Genomic DNA, 19,125 nt, shown 5'->3' with positions numbered 1-19,125 from the left:
TTGTTGACGACGGCAAGCTGTGGTCCATTCTCCAGTCAAAGGGACACGGAAGGGTTGTTCCTGCGAGCATTGGACTGGCGTACATGACGAAGAAGACGACGACACCGATGAGCCCGCCCGAGCGCGAGGCCTATGAGCATGCCAGCGCGGGCATCCGGTTTGGGGTCGAAGCCAAGTATGCCGAGGCAGTCGAAGCCTGGCGCCTTGCCTCTGACATTGCCGATGCGCAGTTTGCCTTCACCGACTTCTACTACTGGATCAAGAGCGGCTACGGTGCAGCACTTTGCGACAGGGGTCAGTACCGCGAGAGCATTACCGTCTCGACTTTGGCACGCGAATGGACCTTGAAGCAGCGTCAGCCGCTTGCGTCGCTGTCGATCGCGCGCGCTTATCTGGCGCTCGGCGAGGGCGAGGCCGCAGCACCGCACCTGCGCGATGTGCAAAACTTGATCGGAGACGCGATCTTCGAGCAGTTCGACCAGGGCGTGGAGGCGGACGTTCACGCGGCGATTGCCGGACTTGGGAACGGAGGCGTTCAGCCGGCGGCCGATCGACCGAAGTGAAGTCACCACCTGTCGTCTGGGCTGTCTGCAGCCGAGACGACGCGAAAAAACAGTATCCGCCGGCTAACAGGCGGCGTTTTCCCGTCATGATTTCACATCAGATGACGATCACCCCTTTTACGGGTGATTCGACGCCGGCCGTTCTGGCTCGGTGCTTTTTCCAATGTACTGATTTTCCTAGGAGTTTTTTATGAGCGAAGCCGTATTGCCAATTGACGCCGAAGTGACGTTGCGGCGCATTTCAGCCCTGACCGTCTGTGACGTCTGCGAGCTCAGCGATACGTTGAGCGAAGAGCAGCGCAACATGGTGGCCGACAACGGCACCTCGATCGCAGAGGCGCATTTTTCTGACAACGCCTGGTTCCGCGCCGTCTATGCCGAAGACACGCTTGTCGGCTTTATCATGCTGCACGAAGGTGCGGATTGGGACGATGGCATCGATTGCCCGGGCGTCTATCTCTGGCGTTTCATGATCGCCCGTCCGTTCCAGGGCAAGGGTTTCGGAAGGCAGGCGATCGCACTTGTCGTTCGCGACTTGAAGGCCCGCGGTCTGCACGAACTTTATACAAGTTACGGCCAGGGCCCAGGCAGCCCTGAGGGCTTCTATCGCGGCCTTGGTTTCGAAGCGACGGGTGAGCACTATGATGACGAACTCGAAGCCGTCCTGAGATTCTAGCAACAGACCGACACGGGCGCCGCCCATGTCGGCGCCACATTTTTGCGAGCTATCCAATGCGTAATGACCTGCATGAGGCCAATCGCCTCTCCTGGAATGCGGCGACAGTCGCCCACAACAGCCACAAGGGTGACCAGGCTGCTTTCTTCCGCGCCGGCGGCACCACGCTTTATCCCGAGGAGATGGACCTGCTCGGCAATGTCGCCGGCCTCGATCTCCTCCATCTCCAGTGCAATTCCGGCCAGGACAGCCTGAGCCTTGCCCGGCTTGGTGCCAAGGTCACCGGTGTCGACATCTCGGACGAGGCGATTACCTTTGCGAGGCTCCTTTCTGCCGAAAGCGGGATCGGGGCCACCTTCGAACGCGCGGACCTGTTCCAGTGGTTTGACGATGCACGCTCTGCCGGCCGTCTGTTCGATCGCGTCTTCGCCTCCTACGGCACCATCTGTTGGCTATCGGATCTCGGCGTCTGGGCAAGGGGCATCGCTGATGTCCTGACGCCCGGCGGACGTTTCGCCTTCATCGAGTTTCATCCCTTCGCCATGGTCTTCGATGCAAGCTGGAAGCCACACTACGACTACGCGCCGAAAGAGCCCGTGGCAGAAGCGGGCGTTGGCGACTACGTCGCCGATTCCGGCGCCGGCCTTGCGGTCGATGGCTACCAGGACGGCGTCGTGGGGTTTCGCAATCCGCATCCGTCCTTCGAGTTCAATTGGGGCATTGCTGACGTGGTTCAGGCGCTCATCGACGCTGGCCTGCGGATCGAGCGCGTGAAGGAGTACCCCTACGCCAATGGTTGGGTGGGGTTTGAAGGGATGCGCGACCTTGGTGGCCGGCGCATGGTGCCGCCTGCGACCATGCCAAGCCTGCCGCTGATGTATGCGCTTGCCGCGGTCAAGCCGTAGCCGGAACACGGGCGCCGGCCTCCGTGACCGCGCGGGCCGGTGCACAGGTGCGGGCTGGGCGATTGCAACGGAATAATCGCCCGCGGTGCTTTTATTTGCTGGCTGCATTTGCTAGGCCGCTTGCGGAGTAAAGTACCCGGAGGAAATTGCATGACGCCCGATATCCGCCCGCTCGTCGCCGGCAATTGGAAGATGAACGGAACCCGTGCCTCGCTCGACCAGATCAAGGCGATGGCCGAAGGCGTCAAAGACGAACTTTCGACCAAGGTCGAGACCCTGATCTGCCCGCCAACGACCCTCCTTTACGTGGCAACGGCGCTCTGCGACGACAGCCCGCTGATGATCGGCGCGCAGGATTGCCACGAGAAGCAGTCCGGCGCCCACACCGGCGACGTCTCCGCCGAAATGATTGCCGATTGTTTCGGCACCCACGTCATCGTCGGCCATTCCGAGCGCCGCACCGACCATGCCGAAAGCGACGCGATCGTTCGGGCAAAGACGGAAGCGGCGCACGCCGCCGAACTCGTGGCGATCGTCTGCATCGGTGAAACCGGCGACGAACGAAAGTCCGGCAAGACGCTCGACGTCTTGAAGCGCCAGCTGGCCGAAAGCCTGCCGGACGCGGCGACGGCCGAAAACACCGTCATTGCCTACGAGCCGGTCTGGGCGATCGGCACCGGCCTGACGCCGACGGCCGCCGACGTCGAGGAGGCGCATGCCTTCATGCGCAAGGAGCTGGTTGCCCGCTTTGGCGGCGCAGGCGCCAAGATGCGCATCCTTTATGGCGGGTCGGTCAAGCCTTCCAACGCGAAGGAGTTGATGGGCGTCGCCAATGTCGACGGTGCGTTGATCGGCGGCGCGAGCTTGAAAGCCGAGGACTTCCTCGCCATCTACCGGGCTTATGAAGAATTGACGGCCTGATTGCCCGGGTTTCCGGGCAGGGGCTTTTAATGGCGGACGGCTTGGTATAAAGAGGCGCGAAAATTGCGCCCGGCGATGCCGAGTTTGCGCATGTTTGATTCGTGTGCCCAAAGGGCAGGACTGGAAGCTGATGCAGACCGTACTACTCGTCATCTATCTCATGGTCGTCGTCGCCCTGATCGGCGTCGTTCTCATCCAGCGTTCCGAAGGCGGTGGCTTGGGCATCGGCGGCGGCTCGGGCTTCATGTCCGCGCGCGGCACGGCCAATGCGCTGACCCGCACGACTGCGATCCTCGCAGCGCTGTTCTTCGTGCTCGCGCTCGCCATGGGTATCCTGGCACGCTACCAGCCGCAGGCGACCGACATCCTCGACCGTATCCCGGGCACCAGCTCGAATGGCGGCGGCGTGCTCGATTCGCTCGGCGGCGGCACGACGCCTGCTCCGGCCGGTGGCGCGACGCAGCAGCAGCCTGCAGCCGGCAATGGTGCCGCTACGGGCAATGGCGTTCCGTCGACGACGGGAGAGGCTCCGGCTGGCGGTGCGGCTACCCAGACGCCTGCTGGCGGCGCTACCCAGACACCCGCCGCTGGCGCCAACGGCAATACGGGATCGCAAGTTCCCAGCGGCCAATAAGGTCGCAATTCAGAAGTAACCGCCGGCGGATGTTTCATCCGCCGGTTTTGTTTTGTGTGAAATCTGCCTCGACCCAAAGACGAAAAATTCTGGAAGATGAATTTTTCGGTGGCGGAATCATTTGTTAAAAGGTATCCGGTGACTCCCATGGCGCGATATGTATTCATCACTGGCGGCGTGGTTTCCTCCCTCGGAAAAGGCATCGCTGCAGCGGCTCTTGGAGCACTGCTGCAGGCGCGTGGCTACCGGGTGAGACTGCGCAAGCTCGACCCCTACCTCAACGTTGATCCGGGCACCATGAGCCCGACCCAGCACGGCGAGGTTTTCGTAACCGACGATGGCGCGGAGACCGATCTCGATCTCGGCCACTATGAACGCTTCACGGGGCGTTCGGCGACGAAGACCGACAACATCACCACGGGCCGGATCTACAAGAACATCATCGACAAGGAACGCCGCGGCGACTATCTCGGCGCGACGGTTCAGGTGATCCCGCACGTCACCAACGAGATCAAGAACTTCGTTACCGAAGGCAACGACGACTATGATTTCGTGCTCTGTGAGATCGGCGGCACCGTCGGCGACATCGAAGCGATGCCGTTCATGGAGGCGATCCGCCAGCTCGGCAACGATCTGCCGCGCGGCACTGCCGTCTATGTCCACCTGACGCTGATGCCCTATATCCCGGCAGCCGGCGAGCTCAAGACCAAGCCGACGCAGCATTCGGTCAAGGAACTGCAGGCGCTCGGTATCCACCCCGACATCCTACTCGTTCGTGCCGATCGCGAAATTCCGGAAGCTGAGCGCCGCAAGCTCTCGCTGTTCTGCAACGTTCGCCAGTCGGCCGTCATCCAGGCACTCGACGTCGCCTCGATCTACGATGTCCCGATCGCCTACCACAAGGAAGGCCTCGACAACGAAGTGCTCGCAGCCTTCGGTATCGAGCCGGCGCCGAAGCCGCGCATGGACGCATGGGAACGCGTCGCCGATCGCATCCGCACACCGGAAGGCGAAGTGACGATCGCGATCGTCGGCAAGTACACGGGCCTGAAAGACGCCTACAAGTCGCTGATCGAAGCGCTTTACCACGGCGGCATCGCCAACCGGGTGAAGGTCAAGCTCGAATGGATCGAATCGGAAGTCTTCGAGAAGGAAGATGCAGCGCCTTACCTTGAAAAGGTGCACGGCATCCTCGTTCCCGGCGGTTTCGGTGAGCGTGGCTCCGAGGGCAAGATCAACGCGGCGCGTTTCGCCCGCGAGCGCAAGGTGCCTTACTTTGGCATCTGCTTTGGCATGCAGATGGCGGTCGTGGAAGCGGCCCGCAACCTTGCCGGCATCGAGAAGGCCTCGTCGACCGAATTCGGCCCGACGAAGGAGCCGGTCGTCGGCCTGATGACCGAATGGGTGAAGGGCAACGAGCTCGAGAAGCGTTCGGCCTCCGGCGACCTCGGCGGCACGATGCGCCTCGGCGCTTACCGCGCAGCGCTCAAGGGCAACACCAAGATTGCCGATATCTACGGTTCGACCGAGATTTCCGAGCGTCACCGCCACCGCTACGAAGTCAACGTCGACTACAAGGATCGCCTTGAAGCCTGCGGCCTCGTCTTCTCCGGCATGTCGCCGGACGGTATCCTGCCGGAAACGGTCGAGTATCCGGATCATCCGTGGTTCATCGGCGTTCAGTACCATCCGGAACTGAAGTCGCGGCCGCTTGATCCGCACCCGCTGTTTGCAAGCTTCATCGAAGCGGCGCTGGAACAGTCCCGCCTCGTCTGAGTGCGCGAGAAAAGACAAAACAAAAACGGCCGGTCGTAAGACCGGCCGTTTTTGTTTGCGCGTCGGTTGCTGCGTCAGGCGGAGGTCAACCGCTCATAGCCGGACACAGAGGCACGGTGGTACGCGGTGTTGATCTCCAGCATGGCAAGGTGGGCTTGCTTGGCGAGTTCGGGGCCTGCAAGTTCCGGCGTGCCTGTCTTGAAAGGCGGGCGCGGATCGTATTCGAGCGTCAGCTCGGCGAGCTTGGCGACGTCTTCGCCGAGAAGGTGGCCGAGCAGGATGAGGCTTGCGTCGAACGAGCCGGTCGCCGGGCCGGATGTATAGATGTTTCCGTCGACCACGACGTCGCTGCCCTTCACGGGGATTGCGCCGAGATCCTTGAGATAGTCGACCACGTTGGAGTTGCTCGTTGCGCGGCGACCCTTCAGCAGCCCTGCAGCGCCGATCACCAGCGTACCGGAGCACGTCGCGATGAGGTTTTTCGCCTTGGTGCCCTGGTCGGCGAAGAAATCGATGACCTCCGGATCCGCCATCATTTCCGGCGGAATCATACCGACCACGAGCGCATCAAGATCAGCGGGGCAATCCTCGAAGCGGGTGGTCGGCATGGTCGGGTAGGCGGGGAAGCCTTCGACCAGCTCGATGCGTTTCCAGATCAGGTGGATCTCGGCGCCGACGATGCCGAACACCGATTGTGCGCCGATGATGTCCATCGGGATGAAACCCGGGCAGACGAAGATGCCGACCTTCAACCGGCGTCCGCCGGGGGGATCGAAATTCGCCGCCAGGGCGCGCATGGAGTCGGTGCTAAGGCCGTAACGCTGTTCGTCGTTCATGTCATGTTTCCAGTGTTGTTGCTTGCAAGCGCAAAATGCTGGAAAGCGAACGTGACCGAAATGACGTATTTCCCTCGTTTCAAGACGTTTCGCTGACGTCCTGATCGGTCTGGCCGCGTGCCGCGCGGCGCAATGCCTGCGGCGGCTGACCGAAGCAGCGGATGAACGCCTGGCGCATGCGTTCCGGGTCCGCAAAGCCAACAGCGCGGGCGATGACGGCAAGGTTCTCAGCGCTTTCCTCCACCCGCGGACGCGCGGTCTCGGCCCGCAACCGTTCGATCGCCTTTGCCGGCGTCTGGCCGGTTTCGGCCTGGAATGCGCGGCTGAATTGCCGGGGGCTGAGGTGCGCCGCTTCCGCCAGTCGTTCGACATTGAGGCGTTCGTTGAGATGCGAGCGGGCGAAATCGAGGGTCTTGCGGATCCGGTCGGAGGACGGGTCGAGTTCGATCAGCGTCGAGTATTGCGACTGGCCGCCGAGCCGCCGGTGATAGACGACAAGGTCGCGCGCCACGGAGCGCGCCACGTCGATCCCGAGGTCCTCTTCGATCATGGCTAGGGCAAGGTCGATGCCGGCGGTGATGCCGGCGGAGGTCCAGATGTGGTCGTGCTTGACGAAAATGCGATCCGCTTCGACCCGCACCTTCGGATAGAGCTGTTGCAGGCGCGGCGCGTGACGCCAATGGGTGGTCGCGTAGCGGCTGTCGAGCAACCCGGTCGCCGCCAGAAGAAAGGCGCCTGTGCAGATGCTGGCAATCCGACGCGCGTCGTCGGCGGCAGCCCGCAGCATGGCGACCGTTGCGGCGTCCGCACCGCAGGCGCGTTCGGCCGGTCCACCGGCAATCAGCAGGCTGTCGAAGCGCTTGCCTTCGAGAGGCTCCGTAAGGATCGTCGCGCCGTTGAGATCGCGGATCAGCCCACCCGTGGCCGAAACCACGGACAGCCGGTAGGCGCCGTCGGCAAGCCGACCTGCAAGGCCGAAGGCGGCAAGAGGGCCGCTAAGATCGAGAAGTTCGAAATCCGGGAAAACGAAGAAGCCAATATGCATGCTTGTCTCAAATCGTGGGAACAATGTCATTTCAGACGAAAAAATGCCGTTGGATAAGAGCTTCGTCAACCGTGATCTTTGTCGCAGGCATTGTTGCGGCTGGCAGAACCCCTCGAAGTTCGAAAGGCGAACCCATGTCCGCAAGCACTAGAAAGTACACTTTGAACGGCACGGAACTGCACGTCGCGGAGACCGGCGACGGTGATGTCGCGCTCGTTTTCCTCCACTACTGGGGCGGTTCGAGCCGCACCTGGACGGGCGTCATCGAAGCGCTTGGTGGGCATTGGCGTACGGTCGCCTACGACCATCGTGGTTGGGGCGAGTCGCAAAAGACCGGAGAGGATTTCAGCCTCAACGCGATGACGGAGGATGCAGCAGCCCTGATCGCTGCCCTGGGGCTGAAACGCTACGTGCTCGTCGGAAACTCGATGGGCGGAAAGGTGGCGCAAAAGTTAGCCGCCCGCCAGCCGGCGGGGCTGGAAGCGCTTGTGCTCGTGGCGCCCGCGCCGCCGACGCCCATTGGTCTTTCGCCGGAAGAGAAGTCCATGCGGCTTGCGAGCTATGAGAGCGCCGAGACGGTGAACGGCATGTTGAATGCGCTCTTGACCCGGCCGGTGTCGGAAGAGGTGAGAGAGCGCACGATCGCTGACACGATGCGCGCGTGCGAACCGGCCAAGCGCGCCTGGGTCGATTCCGGCATGGCCGAAGACGTGGGCGAGGACGTCCGGCGCATCAGCGTGCCGACGCTGGTGATCACGGGCACGCGGGATGTCGTCGACCCGGAACCGGTGCTTCGCCGCGAGATCGGCGGTCGTCTGCCGCAAGCGCGTTTCGTCGTGCTTGAGGGGATCGGGCATTTTTCGCCGATCGAGGCGCCGAGCGAGGTCGCCGTGGCAATCGCGACCTTCCTGGCGACACTCGATATCTGAGCGTTTCAAGAAAGGGGCGCCGCTGGACAGGGCGGCGCCCGCGTTTCCGGACTGCGCGTCACGGATTGTACCGGTTGTCAGCGCGCCTCGACCGGCTTGCGCCACTGAGGAGCCCGCCAGATGGTGACGAAGCGTAGGACCCACTCGAGCGGCCCATAGGCGAAACGGGCCATCCACCAGCGGCTGAGCAACAGCTGGCCCGCGAAGATGCCAAGCGAGATCAGTACGGTTGCCAGCGGTGAAACCTGGCCGACGAGGCCGAGCCCATAGCCGTGGAAAATGAGGGCCAGGATCAGCGACTGCGTCAGGTAGTTGGAAAGCGCCACGCGCCCGGCGGGCGCCAGCAGCTTGCAAAAGCGCTGGCCGACAGGCCGCCCGAAGAACAACATCATGCCGCCGACATAGGCACCGGTGAGGAACGGCCCGGTGATCAGCCCGACGGCAAGTCCGAGGATTGCCAAGGGTGACCCAAGCAATTCGACGCTGGCATAGGCATAGACGATCGCGCCGGGCAGGCCGACGCAAAGGCCCGCGCAAACGAGGCGCTTGAAGAGCCGTTGGTTTTCCAGCGGTCTGGCCAGCATTTTCCGACGGCCGGCAATCAACCCGAGGAGAAACATCGCAAGTGCACAGGGTGCCTGCAGAAGGCCGACGATGATCCAGACCGACGAAAGCTCGAACAGATGCTGGTTGATGATCGCTTGCCAATCGCCACGAAAGGCAATTTCGGTGGCCTCGGCTGCTGCAAGGATGGCCGTCCGGTCAAGCGGCATGGGTTCCAGCGTGGCGAGAACCCCGAGCGCGCCCCAGGCGATTGTGATGAGAATGACCAGCCACTTGGCCAGTCGCAAGAGACTGGCGTCGCTTCGGTTGCGCAGCATCAGCAATGCGATGCCAAGTACGGCATAGGTCGTCAGGATGTCTCCATGGAAGAGGAGAACGGCATGGGCAACGCCGATCAGCCACAGGCCTGCCTGACGCCGCAGGAGCCGCGGCACGAAGGCTTCTCCGGATTTTTCTGCCGAGCGCATCTGCAGGGTGAAGCTGTATCCGAATAGAAAAGAGAACAGCAGGTAGAACTTCATCTCAAAGAACAGCGCGATCGCGAAATGACCGACGCGATCGGTCATCGTGGCGGAGGCGGGGTCTGCGATTTCAAGGCCATAGAAGGCCGATGCGAAAGCCATGCTGTTGACCAGGAGGATGCCGAGCAGCGCAAAGCCGCGCAACGCGTCGACATCGTCGATGCGATCGGGGGTGGACATTATGTGTTCTCCGTAACGGGAAGCGCCGAAAGATCGGGCCGTAACCGATTGAAAAGCCTGCGAGGCGAACATCTGCGTGACTGTGGTGTTGGGCTTGATTGCCCGACGCTTCGGCTTGGTGCCATTTCAAGTTGAATAATAAATTGACTAGTCAATCTAGTAATTAGTTCGGAGAATCGTCAAGGGGGCCGGTGGAATATGTTCCACCGGCCGGGCCAAAGCTTGAGAAAGGATCGGTTAGCCTTTGGCGCCGCGGCGAAGCCAGGCGATTTGGCGGCGCGCGCGCAGCACGGCGGTCAGTGCGGCCCCGAGAGAAACCAGTAGCAGCGCGATCCAGAGGATTTCGCCGTCGCCGAGCCAGAAACCTTCGAAAGCCGAAAGCACGGCGGCAGCCGTCATCGTCGCCATGCGGTGCTGTTTGGCCATTGGCCCGGAAAAATCGCTCGGAGCGCCGTTGGCGCGGCCGAGTTCTCGCACATAGGCAGTGAGCACGGCAAAGGTCGCCGCGGCAAAGCCGAGGGCAGGAATGCCGATTGCAAATCCGGCGCCGACGAAGATGAATATGTCGGCGACGCGATCGGGAAACTCGTTCCAGAAAGGACCGTCCGCTTCGCCCTTTCCACCTTCGACCGCAACCATGCCGTCGAACAGATTGCACAGCAGCCGCAACTGGCAGAAGAGGGCGGCGGCGATGTAAAGGGTCACCCTCACGCCATCCTCTGTTTCGCCTGCAAGCCAGAAGGCAAGGCCGGCAAGGGCGGCCGCCATCATGCTTGCCTGCGAGATGCGGTTGGGCGTGAGGTTCATCGATACGAGGCGGCGCGCGATCGCCTGTGCCCAGCGGGTGTTGCGGCTCGCAAGCGGCCTGCGGTCACCGGTTTCGATCATGCCCTGGATCTCCTCGGCTGATGGAATAGTTGTAGAGCGCGGCATAGCTCGTCGACACCGCAAGCGGCAGCGCGATCGTCTTCAAGATCTCCGGCGTGCCGCTGGCCGTGTGGATCGCAACGAGGATCGCCGATGAGCCGAGACAGGCAACAACGGGCGGCAGGAGCAAACGGTTGGCTCCGCGCAAGCGCTTGGAAAGCGCGTCGATCACCGTCTTCAGATAGAGCGTCAAGAGGGCCGACAGGCTACCCTGTACGAGCGCGGCGACGAGCGGCCTTGGCATCGGATGAAGCCGGTTGGCAAACAGCGCCCATCCGCCCATGGCGAAAAAGGCAAAGGCGACATGCACCGCTCCCTTGCTGGCAAGCGCTCTGAGTCTTGCGCTCATGTCAGCGACCACCAATAACGGGTCAGATGGAAGAAGATCGGCGCCGAGAAGACAACGGAATCGAGCCGGTCGATGAGGCCGCCATGCCCTTCGATGAGATGGCCCCAGTCCTTGACGCCACGATCTCGCTTGATCGCCGACATCACGAGGCCGCCGAAGAAGCCCATCATCGTAATGACGAAGGCCATTAGCGCGGCCTGGGCCGGTGTGAAGGGTGTGATCCACCAGAGCGAGGCGCCAAGCAGCGTTGCGCTCGCAACCCCGCCGACGAAGCCTTCGACGGTCTTTGACGGCGACAGCGTCGGCGCGATCTTGGTTTTGCCGAAGAGTTTGCCCCAGACATATTGCAGCACGTCGCTGGATTGGACGACGATGACCAGGAAGGCGATCAAGAGCACGTTGCGCCCTTCGTAGCCTGGGATCTGCAGCGTCAGAAGCGCCGGAACGTGCGAGGCGCAGAAGACGCAGATCATCAAGGCCCATTGCACCTCGGAGATCCGAAGCAGGAAATCGCGCGGATCGCCACGCAGGACCGCGATAATCGGCATCAGCAGGAAGGCATAGACCGGCACGAAGATCGAATAGATGCCGTATTGCTCCGCCCAGAGCAGGAAATAGTTGATTGGCAGTACGACGAAAAACGCAGCGGCAATTGCCCAATGGTCGCCGCGCCGGGTGTTGATGAGCGTGATGAACTCGCGCAGGGCTGCAAAGGAGCAAAAGGCGAAAAGTATGAGCACGCCCACCCGCCCGGCGATGAAGGCAATGGCAATCAGGATGACCATTGCCCACCACGCCTTGATGCGGGCGTTGAGGTTTTCGATTGCGCCGTTGGATCCGTCCGGCGAAAGCTTCTGCTTCAGGACGAAGCCGATGCCCGAGGCGATGACAAGGATACCGCCCGCGCCCAGAAGCAGCTTGAGCATGTCCAATGTTGTGCTGCTCATGCGTTGTCATCCGTCGTTAAAGGACCGAGCAAGAGCAGGGCGGCTTCGGCGCGGGCGATGAACTCTTCCTTTGTCTCCTGCGCCTTGAGATGCATCGGTTCGCCAAAGGCGACGGTACAGATGAGCGGGATTGGCACGAACTCTCCCTTGGGCATCACACGGTTGAGGTTGTTGATCCAGACAGGCACGAGCGCCACGTCCGGCCGCTTGCAGGCGAGGTGGTAGAGCCCGCTTTTGAAGGGCAGTAGCCGCGCCTCCGTCTGGTTGCGCGTTCCCTCGGGAAAGACGATCAGCGAGGAGCCGTCGCCAAGGACGGTCGCCATCTGCTCAACCGGATCCTGGGTGCGCGCCGCCGGATCGCGTTCGATCAGCACGGCGTCGAAAACGTCGCGGCCGATGAACGTCGACAGCTTCGATTTCAGCCAGTATTCCGCTCCGGCAACGGGCCGGGTGCGCTCACGCAGCCAGGGTGGCAGCACGGCCCAGATCAGCACGAAGTCGCCATGGCTGGAATGGTTGGCAAAGTAGATGCTCTGTTTCGGTGGGAGGCCGGTCTCATGCCAGATGGCCCGGGCGGCCGTCATCGCGCGCGCAAACATCATGATGGCGATGGACGCCAGCTTGGCCAAAAGATCGCGAATCATGCCGGATCGCATCCATATCTGACGTCCGTAGGCGTCCGAACTTTCAATATTCGCCCGCGTTTCGCGCTCTGCAAGGAAGTGATCAAACGTTGCCCCTCAGCCTGCCGCCCGCCGTAACCCCAGGCTGCATCCAGCGATTTTACGCGATTGCGTCCGCTTCACAAGCGACTGAAATCTGCGCGACAGAATGACGTGCGGGGCCGGCCAAGTATTCGATTTGGAACTGCATACCAACGAGGCGGACGCATGCATTGACCGTTTGCAACCGTCCCGCTAGCTTGCCGGTGCAACAGAGGAGCCTCGTCCAATGCGCCAGTAATGCCCGGTGAAAACCGAACTCGCCTCAACTTCGCTTGCGAAGGAGATGGACGATGGCATTGCTCGATCCGCATTTTTCGGACGAACGCTGAGGCATTTTTTGCCCGCGGCCTCCATTCCCGTTCGTGAGCGGTCACATTTGGACACAGTTTCCAGGACCGAACATGCAAGATAATCTCAGTCTCGACATCATCGACCACAACCGACAGGCCTGGGACCGGCAGGCAAGCAATGACTGCGCATGGTCCCGCCCGGTGACGCCGGAACTCATCGCCGCGGCGCGTGCCGGACAATGGCAGGCGCGGCTGACGCCCGGTGATCTGCCGAAAGGCTGGCTGCCTGACGTCAAGGACAAGACGATCCTGTGCCTGGCGTCAGCCGGCGGCCAGCAGGCGCCGATCCTTGCTGCCGCCGGGGGCGAGGTCACCGTGTTCGATCTCTCTGAGGGCCAGCTCGACCAGGACCGCCTTGTCGCCGAGCGCGAGGGGTTGTCGTTGGAGGTGGTGCAGGGGGACATGCGCGATCTCTCCGTCTTCCCGGATGGAAGTTTCGACATCATCTTTCACCCGATCTCAAACCTCTACGTTCCCGATGTGCAGCCGGTCTGGCGCGAATGCCATCGGGTTCTGAAGGCGGGTGGGCGACTGCTCGCCAGTTTCTACAATCCTGTCGTCTTCATCGGCGATCGCGACCCGAGCTACGCGGAGCAGGACCTCATTCGCCCCGCGTACAAGCTCCCCTTTGTCGAAGCCGAACATCTGTCGCCTGACCTGGTTCGGTCAAAGATCGAACGGGGCGAAGCGCTGGTGTTCGGGCACAGCCTGGCGGACCAGATTGAGGGCCAGTTGCGGGCGGGCTTCGTGCTGGCCGGCTTTCACGAGGACTGGCAGCCGTCGCCCCGTTTCCTGGTCGACAGGTTCGTACCGACATTTATCGCCACCTGCGCGATCAAGAGCGATCTCAATCTTCGACGCGAGTGACGTAAAGGCGGGGTCCAAGCCAAGACAAGAACGACCGCTGCGGCGGTCGGACGAGGCTGCGGTTGCGACCCCGCCCACGCGCGGCCGATGCCGTGTTACGCTGCGTTACTGTTACGTACTCGCCAAGACGCCGTTTTCGTACTTTTCTGTTCGACAGTGAAACTGGAAGGGTCAATTCGCATGCGCTTCATAGCTTCGTTGTTTGTGCCTCTGACGATCGTCGCACTCGGACTTTCGGGCTGCACCACCACGTCAGGAAGCAACACGTCCTATACGCAGCCCCAGACGTTCGCCCCCGGTCTCGGTGCCGGGAACACGGCGAACGCCACGACGGCGCCGGGCTACTACTGACGCTTCGGCGGTTCAGCTTCGGCCGGCAAGTGTAAGTCGGCGGCAGGCACGGCCTGGCGCTGACCCCTTGATGTTTGCGGCCGATTTGCAGGCTCAAGCCGCCAAATGGCGCCTTGCCGGTCACCCGGCTTGCATTCGCCGGCCAAAAGTTGCAAACAGCGGCGAACCATCAGGGAACCCGCCATGAGCCTCTCCAAGCGCACCACCCGCCCGCTCGATCACCTCGTGCTGCCGGTGGATACGCTTACCCAGGCGCGGCGCCGTCTCGGCAATCTCGGCTTCACGGTTGCCGACGATGCTCGGCATCCATTCGGTACCGAGAACGCCTGCGTCTTCTTTGCCGATGGCACCTATCTTGAACCTCTGGCCGTTGCATCCCGTGAGGAATGCGAGGCTGCTGCCCTCGATGGCAATGCGTTCGTTGCGCGCGACCAGGCCTTTCGTTTCCGCCAGGGGCCTGAAGGTCTCTCGGCGCTGGTCTTCGGCACCGAGGACGCGGCGGATGATCACATCCGTTTTCGGGCGCACGGCATCTCCGGTGGCGATATGCTGGAGTTTTCGAGGCCGATGAAGCTGCCGGACGGCCGTGAAGGCCTGGGTTCCTTCCGCCTTGCCTTCGCCGCCGATCTGCGCTCGCCGGATCTCTTCCTGTTCAGCTGTCAGCGCGTTCGTGCGCTACCCACCGACCGGGCGGCGCTGGAGCGGCACGACAACGGCGTGATCGGCATTTCAGAAGTGGTCCTTTCGGAAGCCAATCCCACCGATTTCCAGTACCTGCTGCAGGAAGCGATCGACGAGCGCGAGGTCGCAGCGCATTCTTTCGGCATGGATGTCGCGACAACCAACGCCAAGGTCTCGGTGCTGAATGCCGCCGGCATGGAAGCCTTCTTCGGCCGTTCGGTGCGGGGCGCCGAGCGTGGTCTGCGCGGACGCGCGATCGTCTTCCGCGTCGCCGACCTCGAGGCGACGCGCGCGCTGTTCGCCGAGAACGATATTGAATTTGCAGAATTGGGCGGGCGCCTCATTGTTCCCGAAATGGCGGGGCAAGGGGTGATCTTCGCGTTTGGAGCTTGATGATGAAAACCAATGCCAGAGTCGTTGTCGGTGAGGGCGCAAACCAGGTCGCCTTCGCGCAAACCGACAAGCTGTCGCTGATTGCCGGTCCCTGCCAGATGGAGAGCCGCGAGCACGCCTTCATGATGGCGGGCGCGCTTTCGGAACTTTGCAAGGCGCTGGGCCTGGGTATCGTCTACAAGTCCTCCTTCGACAAGGCCAACCGCACGTCGCTGTCCGGCAAGCGCGGCATCGGCCTCGACAAGGCGATGGAGATTTTCGCTGACCTCAAGAAAGAATTCGGCTTCCCGGTTCTGACCGACGTGCACACCGAAGAGCAGTGCGCTCTCGTTGCCCCGACGATCGACATCCTGCAGATCCCGGCGTTCCTGTCGCGCCAGACGGACCTGTTGGTCGCAGCCGCCAAGACCGGCCGCGCGATCAACGTCAAGAAGGGTCAGTTCCTGGCGCCCTGGGACATGAAGAACGTGCTGGCGAAGTTTACCGAGAGCGGCAACCCGAACGTCATGCTCTGCGAGCGCGGCGCCTCGTTCGGCTACAACACGCTTGTCTCCGACATGCGCTCGCTGCCGATCATGGCTTCGCTCGGCGCGCCCGTCGTTTTCGATGCGACCCATTCCGTGCAGCAGCCGGGCGGGCAGGGCGGCTCTTCGGGCGGTCAGCGTGAATTCGTCGAAACCTTGGCGCGCGCCGCCGTTGCGGTCGGCGTTGCCGGTGTGTTCGTCGAGACGCACGAGGATCCGGACAACGCACCATCGGACGGCCCGAACATGGTGCATCTGAAGGACATGCCGCGGCTGCTCGAAAAGCTGCTCGCCTTCGACGCGATCGCCAAGGGTTGAGCCGCCCGCGACCCTTCGTGAAATTTTCATGAACCCCAATGGCGCGAACTGTTTTGCATCTTGCGCGCCATTGTAATTTCGAGGTCTTGGCGTATGACAGGCCCCGACCATTCCACCGTCCTCAAGCAGGGAAGAGATCATGACTGCAATCATCGACATCATCGGCCGAGAAATTCTGGACAGCCGCGGCAACCCGACCGTCGAGGTCGACGTCTACCTGGAAGACGGAAGCTTTGGCCGCGCCGCCGTGCCGTCGGGTGCTTCGACCGGTGCGCATGAAGCAGTCGAACTGCGCGATGGTGGAACGCGTTACCTCGGCAAGGGCGTCGAGCGCGCAGTCGACGCCGTCAACGGCGAGATCTTCGAAGCGATCGGCGGCCTCGATGCCGAAAACCAGATCCAGATAGACAAGACCATGATCGAGCTTGACGGCACGGCCAACAAGTCGCGCCTCGGCGCCAACGCCATCCTCGGCGTTTCGATGGCTGTCGCCAAGGCTGCGGCCGAAGCCGCAGGACTGCCGCTCTACCGTTACGTCGGCGGCCCGAACGCCCACGTGCTGCCGGTGCCGATGATGAACATCATCAACGGCGGCGCCCATGCCGATAACCCGATCGACTTCCAGGAATTCATGATCGTTCCTGTCGGTGCCGACACGATGCGCGATGCGGTTCGCATGGGCTCGGAGGTTTTCCACACGCTGAAGAAGCAGCTCTCTGCCGATGGTCACAACACCAATGTCGGCGACGAGGGCGGCTTCGCTCCGGGCCTGGCGTCGGCTCCTGCAGCCCTCGACTTCATCATGAAGTCGATCGAGAAGGCTGGGTACAAGCCGGGCGAAGACATGTTCATCGCGCTCGATTGCGCCGCGACCGAGTTCTTCAAGGACGGCAAGTACGTGCTTGAGGGCGAAGGCCGCACGCTGGAGCCGGGCGCGATGGCCGAATACCTGGCGGAACTCGCCGCCAAGTACCCGATCTTCTCGATCGAAGACGGCATGGCGGAAGACGACTGGGACGGCTGGAAGGCCGTGACCGACCTCATCGGCAACAAGTGCCAGCTCGTCGGCGACGATCTTTTCGTCACCAACTCGGCCCGCCTGCGCGACGGTATCAAGATGGGGGTCGCCAACTCGATCCTCGTCAAGGTCAACCAGATCGGCTCGCTGTCGGAAACGCTCGACGCCGTCGAGACTGCCCACAAGGCGCGCTACACCGCCGTCATGTCGCACCGCTCCGGCGAGACCGAAGACGCAACGATCGCCGACCTCGCGGTTGCCACCAATTGCGGCCAGATCAAGACCGGCTCGCTTGCCCGCTCCGACCGGCTCGCCAAGTACAACCAGCTGATCCGCATCGAAGAGCAGCTCGGCCTGCAAGCCAAGTACGCTGGCCGCTCGATCCTGCGCGGTTGATTTCAGACATTTCTGCCTGACGATGAGGCCCGCCCACATTCCCATGTGGGCGGGTTTCTATTTTCCTGCCGTTCATGGTCAACGGTCGGTTAATCAATCGCCGCTAATCTGATGCCGTACTGCGTATTAGGGCGTGAATGCATGTGGACACGGCATCATAAGAAACGGAAACTGGGTCGGCTGGTGATGCCGCTGATCGCGGTCGCCTTTCTCTCCTATTTCGGCTATCATTCCATCCACGGCGGCTATGGCCTGAAGGCGACCGAGCAATTCGATCGCCAGATCGTCGAGCGGCAGACGCGGCTGGATGAGCTCACGAAGAAGCGCATGATCCTTGAAAAAGAGGTTCAGCTGATGAGTGACGGGTCGCTGGAGAGGGACATGCTGGATGAAAAAGCTCGCCTCGCGCTGAACATGTCGCGAAGTGACGAGATCGTTATTTTTCATCGCGCCTCAAATTAACCTGAATTCAGTTAATCGAAATTTGTAAAGCAAATTCAAGTGTTTGCGTGGAATGCGAGCCATGCAAATATGGCATTGCTGTGTCTGCTTTCTTTGCCTATGGTAACCGCAAAAGGCTAACCATTGGGAGGAACGAATGGCTCCGCGAAAATCCGCGTCCGTTTCCAGCCGCAAGAGTGCCGCAAAGCCGGCGAAGAAAGACTTCAACGGCGGCACGTTCGCCGACTTCTCCAAACAGGAAGATCTGAGTGCCTACCGCGAGATGCTGCTGATCCGGCGTTTCGAGGAGAAGGCCGGCCAGCTCTATGGCATGGGCTTCATCGGCGGCTTCTGTCACCTCTACATCGGCCAGGAAGCTGTCGTCGTCGGCATGCAGATGGCGCTTAAGGAAGGTGACCAGGTCATCACGGCCTACCGCGACCATGGCCACATGCTGGCCTGCGGCATGAGCGCCCGAGGCGTCATGGCCGAGCTTACCGGTCGTCGCAGCGGTCTTTCCAAGGGGAAGGGCGGCTCGATGCACATGTTCTCCAAGGAAAAGCACTTCTACGGCGGCCACGGCATCGTCGGTGCCCAGGTGTCGCTCGGCACCGGTCTTGCCTTTGCCAACCGTTACCGCGGCAACGACAATGTCTCCGTCGCCTATTTCGGTGACGGTGCAGCCAACCAGGGCCAGGTCTACGAGAGCTTCAACATGGCGCAGCTCTGGAAGCTGCCGGTGATCTATGTGATCGAGAACAACCGCTACGCCATGGGCACGTCCGTCTCGCGCGCTTCGGCCCAGACCGATTTCTCGCAGCGCGGCGTTTCCTTCAACATCCCGGGCTTCCAGGTCGATGGCATGGACGTTCGCGCGGTCAAGGCTGCGGCCGATGAAGCTGTCGAGCATTGCCGTTCCGGCAAGGGCCCGGTCATTCTCGAGATGCAGACCTACCGCTACCGCGGCCACTCGATGTCCGACCCGGCGAAGTACCGCTCGAAGGACGAAGTGCAGAAGATGCGGTCGGAACACGATCCGATCGAGCAGGTCAAGGCACGTCTCACCGAGAAGGGTTGGGCGAGCGAGGATGAGCTGAAGCAGATCGACAAGGACGTCCGCGACATCGTTGCCGACAGCGCCGATTTTGCCCAGGCCGATCCGGAGCCGGATGCATCCGAGCTCTACACCGACATCCTGCTTTGATCCGGGGAGGGACAAACATGCCAGTAGAAATTCTTATGCCCGCCCTTTCCCCGACGATGGAGGAAGGCACGCTCTCGAAATGGC

Annotated in this window: 21 protein-coding genes; 14 read left to right on the top strand and 7 right to left on the bottom strand. The window is 61.9% G+C overall.

The annotated features are described in order from the left end of the window. Positions 1–83: 83 nt before the first annotated feature. The 6 genes from VGO04_RS09790 (at position 84) to VGO04_RS09765 (ending at position 5,475) form a co-directional block, all read left to right on the top strand. Entirely contained in the window at positions 84–563 is a 480-nt protein-coding gene (locus VGO04_RS09790) for a hypothetical protein (RefSeq protein ID WP_327495753.1), read from the top strand. 190 nt (positions 564–753) lie between these two features. Next, complete coding sequence (locus tag VGO04_RS09785) at positions 754–1,239, top strand: GNAT family N-acetyltransferase (protein ID WP_327495752.1); 486 nt, start codon at positions 754–756, stop codon at positions 1,237–1,239. Between the two features lie 56 nt (positions 1,240–1,295). After that, positions 1,296–2,144 carry a class I SAM-dependent methyltransferase gene (locus tag VGO04_RS09780; protein ID WP_327495751.1) on the top strand — a complete coding sequence of 283 codons (849 nt, stop codon included), beginning with the start codon at positions 1,296–1,298 and terminating at the stop codon, positions 2,142–2,144. A gap of 150 nt (positions 2,145–2,294) precedes the next feature. Continuing rightward, complete coding sequence (tpiA, locus tag VGO04_RS09775) at positions 2,295–3,065, top strand: triose-phosphate isomerase (protein ID WP_327495750.1); 771 nt, start codon at positions 2,295–2,297, stop codon at positions 3,063–3,065. Positions 3,066–3,195: 130 nt separating this feature from the next. Then, the gene (gene secG, locus VGO04_RS09770) at positions 3,196–3,699 is read left to right on the top strand and encodes a preprotein translocase subunit SecG (protein WP_327495749.1); all 504 of its coding nucleotides are present in this window, start codon (positions 3,196–3,198) and stop codon (positions 3,697–3,699) included. Between the two features lie 138 nt (positions 3,700–3,837). Then, entirely contained in the window at positions 3,838–5,475 is a 1,638-nt protein-coding gene (locus VGO04_RS09765; protein WP_327495748.1) for a CTP synthase, read from the top strand. Positions 5,476–5,549: 74 nt separating this feature from the next. On the opposite strand, the gene VGO04_RS09760 is transcribed toward VGO04_RS09765, so the two are convergent. Beyond that, on the bottom strand, positions 5,550–6,311 hold the full coding sequence (locus tag VGO04_RS09760; protein WP_327495747.1) for a DJ-1/PfpI family protein: 762 nt from the start codon (positions 6,309–6,311) through the stop codon (positions 5,550–5,552). 79 nt (positions 6,312–6,390) lie between these two features. Further along, entirely contained in the window at positions 6,391–7,356 is a 966-nt protein-coding gene (locus VGO04_RS09755; protein ID WP_327495746.1) for a GlxA family transcriptional regulator, read from the bottom strand. Between the two features lie 134 nt (positions 7,357–7,490). Here VGO04_RS09755 and VGO04_RS09750 point away from each other — a divergent pair, with 134 nt between their 5' ends. Beyond that, positions 7,491–8,285 (top strand): alpha/beta hydrolase, encoded by a 795-nt coding sequence (locus VGO04_RS09750; protein ID WP_327495745.1) that lies wholly within the window; start codon positions 7,491–7,493, stop codon positions 8,283–8,285. A 77-nt stretch (positions 8,286–8,362) separates the two neighbouring features. On the opposite strand, the gene VGO04_RS09745 is transcribed toward VGO04_RS09750, so the two are convergent. From VGO04_RS09745 to VGO04_RS09725, 5 genes are all read right to left on the bottom strand, one after another. Continuing rightward, a complete protein-coding gene (locus tag VGO04_RS09745; RefSeq protein WP_327495744.1) occupies positions 8,363–9,550 on the bottom strand; it encodes a DUF418 domain-containing protein in 1,188 nt (395 codons plus the stop codon). A gap of 237 nt (positions 9,551–9,787) precedes the next feature. Continuing rightward, the gene (locus tag VGO04_RS09740) at positions 9,788–10,438 is read right to left on the bottom strand and encodes a CDP-alcohol phosphatidyltransferase family protein (RefSeq protein WP_327495743.1); all 651 of its coding nucleotides are present in this window, start codon (positions 10,436–10,438) and stop codon (positions 9,788–9,790) included. Next, a complete protein-coding gene (locus tag VGO04_RS09735; RefSeq protein ID WP_327495742.1) occupies positions 10,422–10,826 on the bottom strand; it encodes a hypothetical protein in 405 nt (134 codons plus the stop codon). The genes VGO04_RS09740 and VGO04_RS09735 overlap by 17 nt, the downstream gene beginning before the upstream one ends. Then, entirely contained in the window at positions 10,823–11,773 is a 951-nt protein-coding gene (locus VGO04_RS09730) for a phosphatidate cytidylyltransferase (protein WP_327495741.1), read from the bottom strand. The genes VGO04_RS09735 and VGO04_RS09730 overlap by 4 nt, the downstream gene beginning before the upstream one ends. Next, on the bottom strand, positions 11,770–12,414 hold the full coding sequence (locus VGO04_RS09725) for a lysophospholipid acyltransferase family protein (RefSeq protein WP_414650526.1): 645 nt from the start codon (positions 12,412–12,414) through the stop codon (positions 11,770–11,772). The genes VGO04_RS09730 and VGO04_RS09725 overlap by 4 nt, the downstream gene beginning before the upstream one ends. Before the next feature lie 485 nt (positions 12,415–12,899). Between VGO04_RS09725 and VGO04_RS09720 the strand changes: the two genes are divergently transcribed. The 7 genes from VGO04_RS09720 (at position 12,900) to pdhA (ending at position 19,041) form a co-directional block, all read left to right on the top strand. After that, positions 12,900–13,715 carry a class I SAM-dependent methyltransferase gene (locus VGO04_RS09720; RefSeq protein ID WP_327495739.1) on the top strand — a complete coding sequence of 272 codons (816 nt, stop codon included), beginning with the start codon at positions 12,900–12,902 and terminating at the stop codon, positions 13,713–13,715. A gap of 180 nt (positions 13,716–13,895) precedes the next feature. Further along, positions 13,896–14,066 carry a hypothetical protein gene (locus VGO04_RS09715; protein ID WP_327495738.1) on the top strand — a complete coding sequence of 57 codons (171 nt, stop codon included), beginning with the start codon at positions 13,896–13,898 and terminating at the stop codon, positions 14,064–14,066. A gap of 183 nt (positions 14,067–14,249) precedes the next feature. Further along, entirely contained in the window at positions 14,250–15,140 is an 891-nt protein-coding gene (locus VGO04_RS09710; protein WP_327495737.1) for a VOC family protein, read from the top strand. Beyond that, a complete protein-coding gene (kdsA, locus tag VGO04_RS09705) occupies positions 15,140–15,982 on the top strand; it encodes a 3-deoxy-8-phosphooctulonate synthase (RefSeq protein ID WP_327495736.1) in 843 nt (280 codons plus the stop codon). The genes VGO04_RS09710 and kdsA overlap by 1 nt, the downstream gene beginning before the upstream one ends. Before the next feature lie 139 nt (positions 15,983–16,121). Further along, positions 16,122–17,396 carry a phosphopyruvate hydratase gene (gene eno / locus VGO04_RS09700; protein WP_327495735.1) on the top strand — a complete coding sequence of 425 codons (1,275 nt, stop codon included), beginning with the start codon at positions 16,122–16,124 and terminating at the stop codon, positions 17,394–17,396. A 141-nt stretch (positions 17,397–17,537) separates the two neighbouring features. Next, positions 17,538–17,858: a septum formation initiator family protein gene (locus tag VGO04_RS09695; protein WP_327495821.1), complete on the top strand. Its 321-nt coding sequence runs from the start codon at positions 17,538–17,540 to the stop codon at positions 17,856–17,858. 136 nt (positions 17,859–17,994) lie between these two features. After that, entirely contained in the window at positions 17,995–19,041 is a 1,047-nt protein-coding gene (gene pdhA / locus VGO04_RS09690) for a pyruvate dehydrogenase (acetyl-transferring) E1 component subunit alpha (RefSeq protein WP_327495734.1), read from the top strand. Positions 19,042–19,125: the final 84 nt, after the last annotated feature.

Source organism: Ensifer sp., from assembly GCF_035999185.1.
Taxonomy (GTDB): domain Bacteria; phylum Pseudomonadota; class Alphaproteobacteria; order Rhizobiales; family Rhizobiaceae; genus Ensifer.
The sequence above is the reverse complement of the archived record's forward strand: the minus strand, read 5'-3'. Positions and strand labels throughout refer to the sequence as shown.

Bases quoted from the DNA above. Each gene is read 5' to 3' on its own strand.
- VGO04_RS09780 (WP_327495751.1), top strand. From the start codon at position 1,296: ATGCGTAATGACCTGCATGAGGCCAATCGCCTCTCCTGGAATGCGGCG.
- VGO04_RS09695 (WP_327495821.1), top strand. From the start codon at position 17,538: ATGTGGACACGGCATCATAAGAAACGGAAACTGGGTCGGCTGGTGATG.
- secG (WP_327495749.1), top strand. From the start codon at position 3,196: ATGCAGACCGTACTACTCGTCATCTATCTCATGGTCGTCGTCGCCCTG.
- kdsA (WP_327495736.1), top strand. From the start codon at position 15,140: ATGATGAAAACCAATGCCAGAGTCGTTGTCGGTGAGGGCGCAAACCAG.
- eno (WP_327495735.1), top strand. From the start codon at position 16,122: ATGACTGCAATCATCGACATCATCGGCCGAGAAATTCTGGACAGCCGC.
- VGO04_RS09755 (WP_327495746.1), bottom strand. From the start codon at position 7,356: ATGCATATTGGCTTCTTCGTTTTCCCGGATTTCGAACTTCTCGATCTT.
- VGO04_RS09740 (WP_327495743.1), bottom strand. From the start codon at position 10,438: ATGATCGAAACCGGTGACCGCAGGCCGCTTGCGAGCCGCAACACCCGC.
- tpiA (WP_327495750.1), top strand. From the start codon at position 2,295: ATGACGCCCGATATCCGCCCGCTCGTCGCCGGCAATTGGAAGATGAAC.
- VGO04_RS09760 (WP_327495747.1), bottom strand. From the start codon at position 6,311: ATGAACGACGAACAGCGTTACGGCCTTAGCACCGACTCCATGCGCGCC.
- VGO04_RS09720 (WP_327495739.1), top strand. From the start codon at position 12,900: ATGCAAGATAATCTCAGTCTCGACATCATCGACCACAACCGACAGGCC.
- VGO04_RS09750 (WP_327495745.1), top strand. From the start codon at position 7,491: ATGTCCGCAAGCACTAGAAAGTACACTTTGAACGGCACGGAACTGCAC.
- VGO04_RS09735 (WP_327495742.1), bottom strand. From the start codon at position 10,826: ATGAGCGCAAGACTCAGAGCGCTTGCCAGCAAGGGAGCGGTGCATGTC.
- VGO04_RS09715 (WP_327495738.1), top strand. From the start codon at position 13,896: ATGCGCTTCATAGCTTCGTTGTTTGTGCCTCTGACGATCGTCGCACTC.
- VGO04_RS09710 (WP_327495737.1), top strand. From the start codon at position 14,250: ATGAGCCTCTCCAAGCGCACCACCCGCCCGCTCGATCACCTCGTGCTG.
- VGO04_RS09730 (WP_327495741.1), bottom strand. From the start codon at position 11,773: ATGAGCAGCACAACATTGGACATGCTCAAGCTGCTTCTGGGCGCGGGC.
- VGO04_RS09785 (WP_327495752.1), top strand. From the start codon at position 754: ATGAGCGAAGCCGTATTGCCAATTGACGCCGAAGTGACGTTGCGGCGC.
- VGO04_RS09790 (WP_327495753.1), top strand. From the start codon at position 84: ATGACGAAGAAGACGACGACACCGATGAGCCCGCCCGAGCGCGAGGCC.
- VGO04_RS09745 (WP_327495744.1), bottom strand. From the start codon at position 9,550: ATGTCCACCCCCGATCGCATCGACGATGTCGACGCGTTGCGCGGCTTT.
- pdhA (WP_327495734.1), top strand. From the start codon at position 17,995: ATGGCTCCGCGAAAATCCGCGTCCGTTTCCAGCCGCAAGAGTGCCGCA.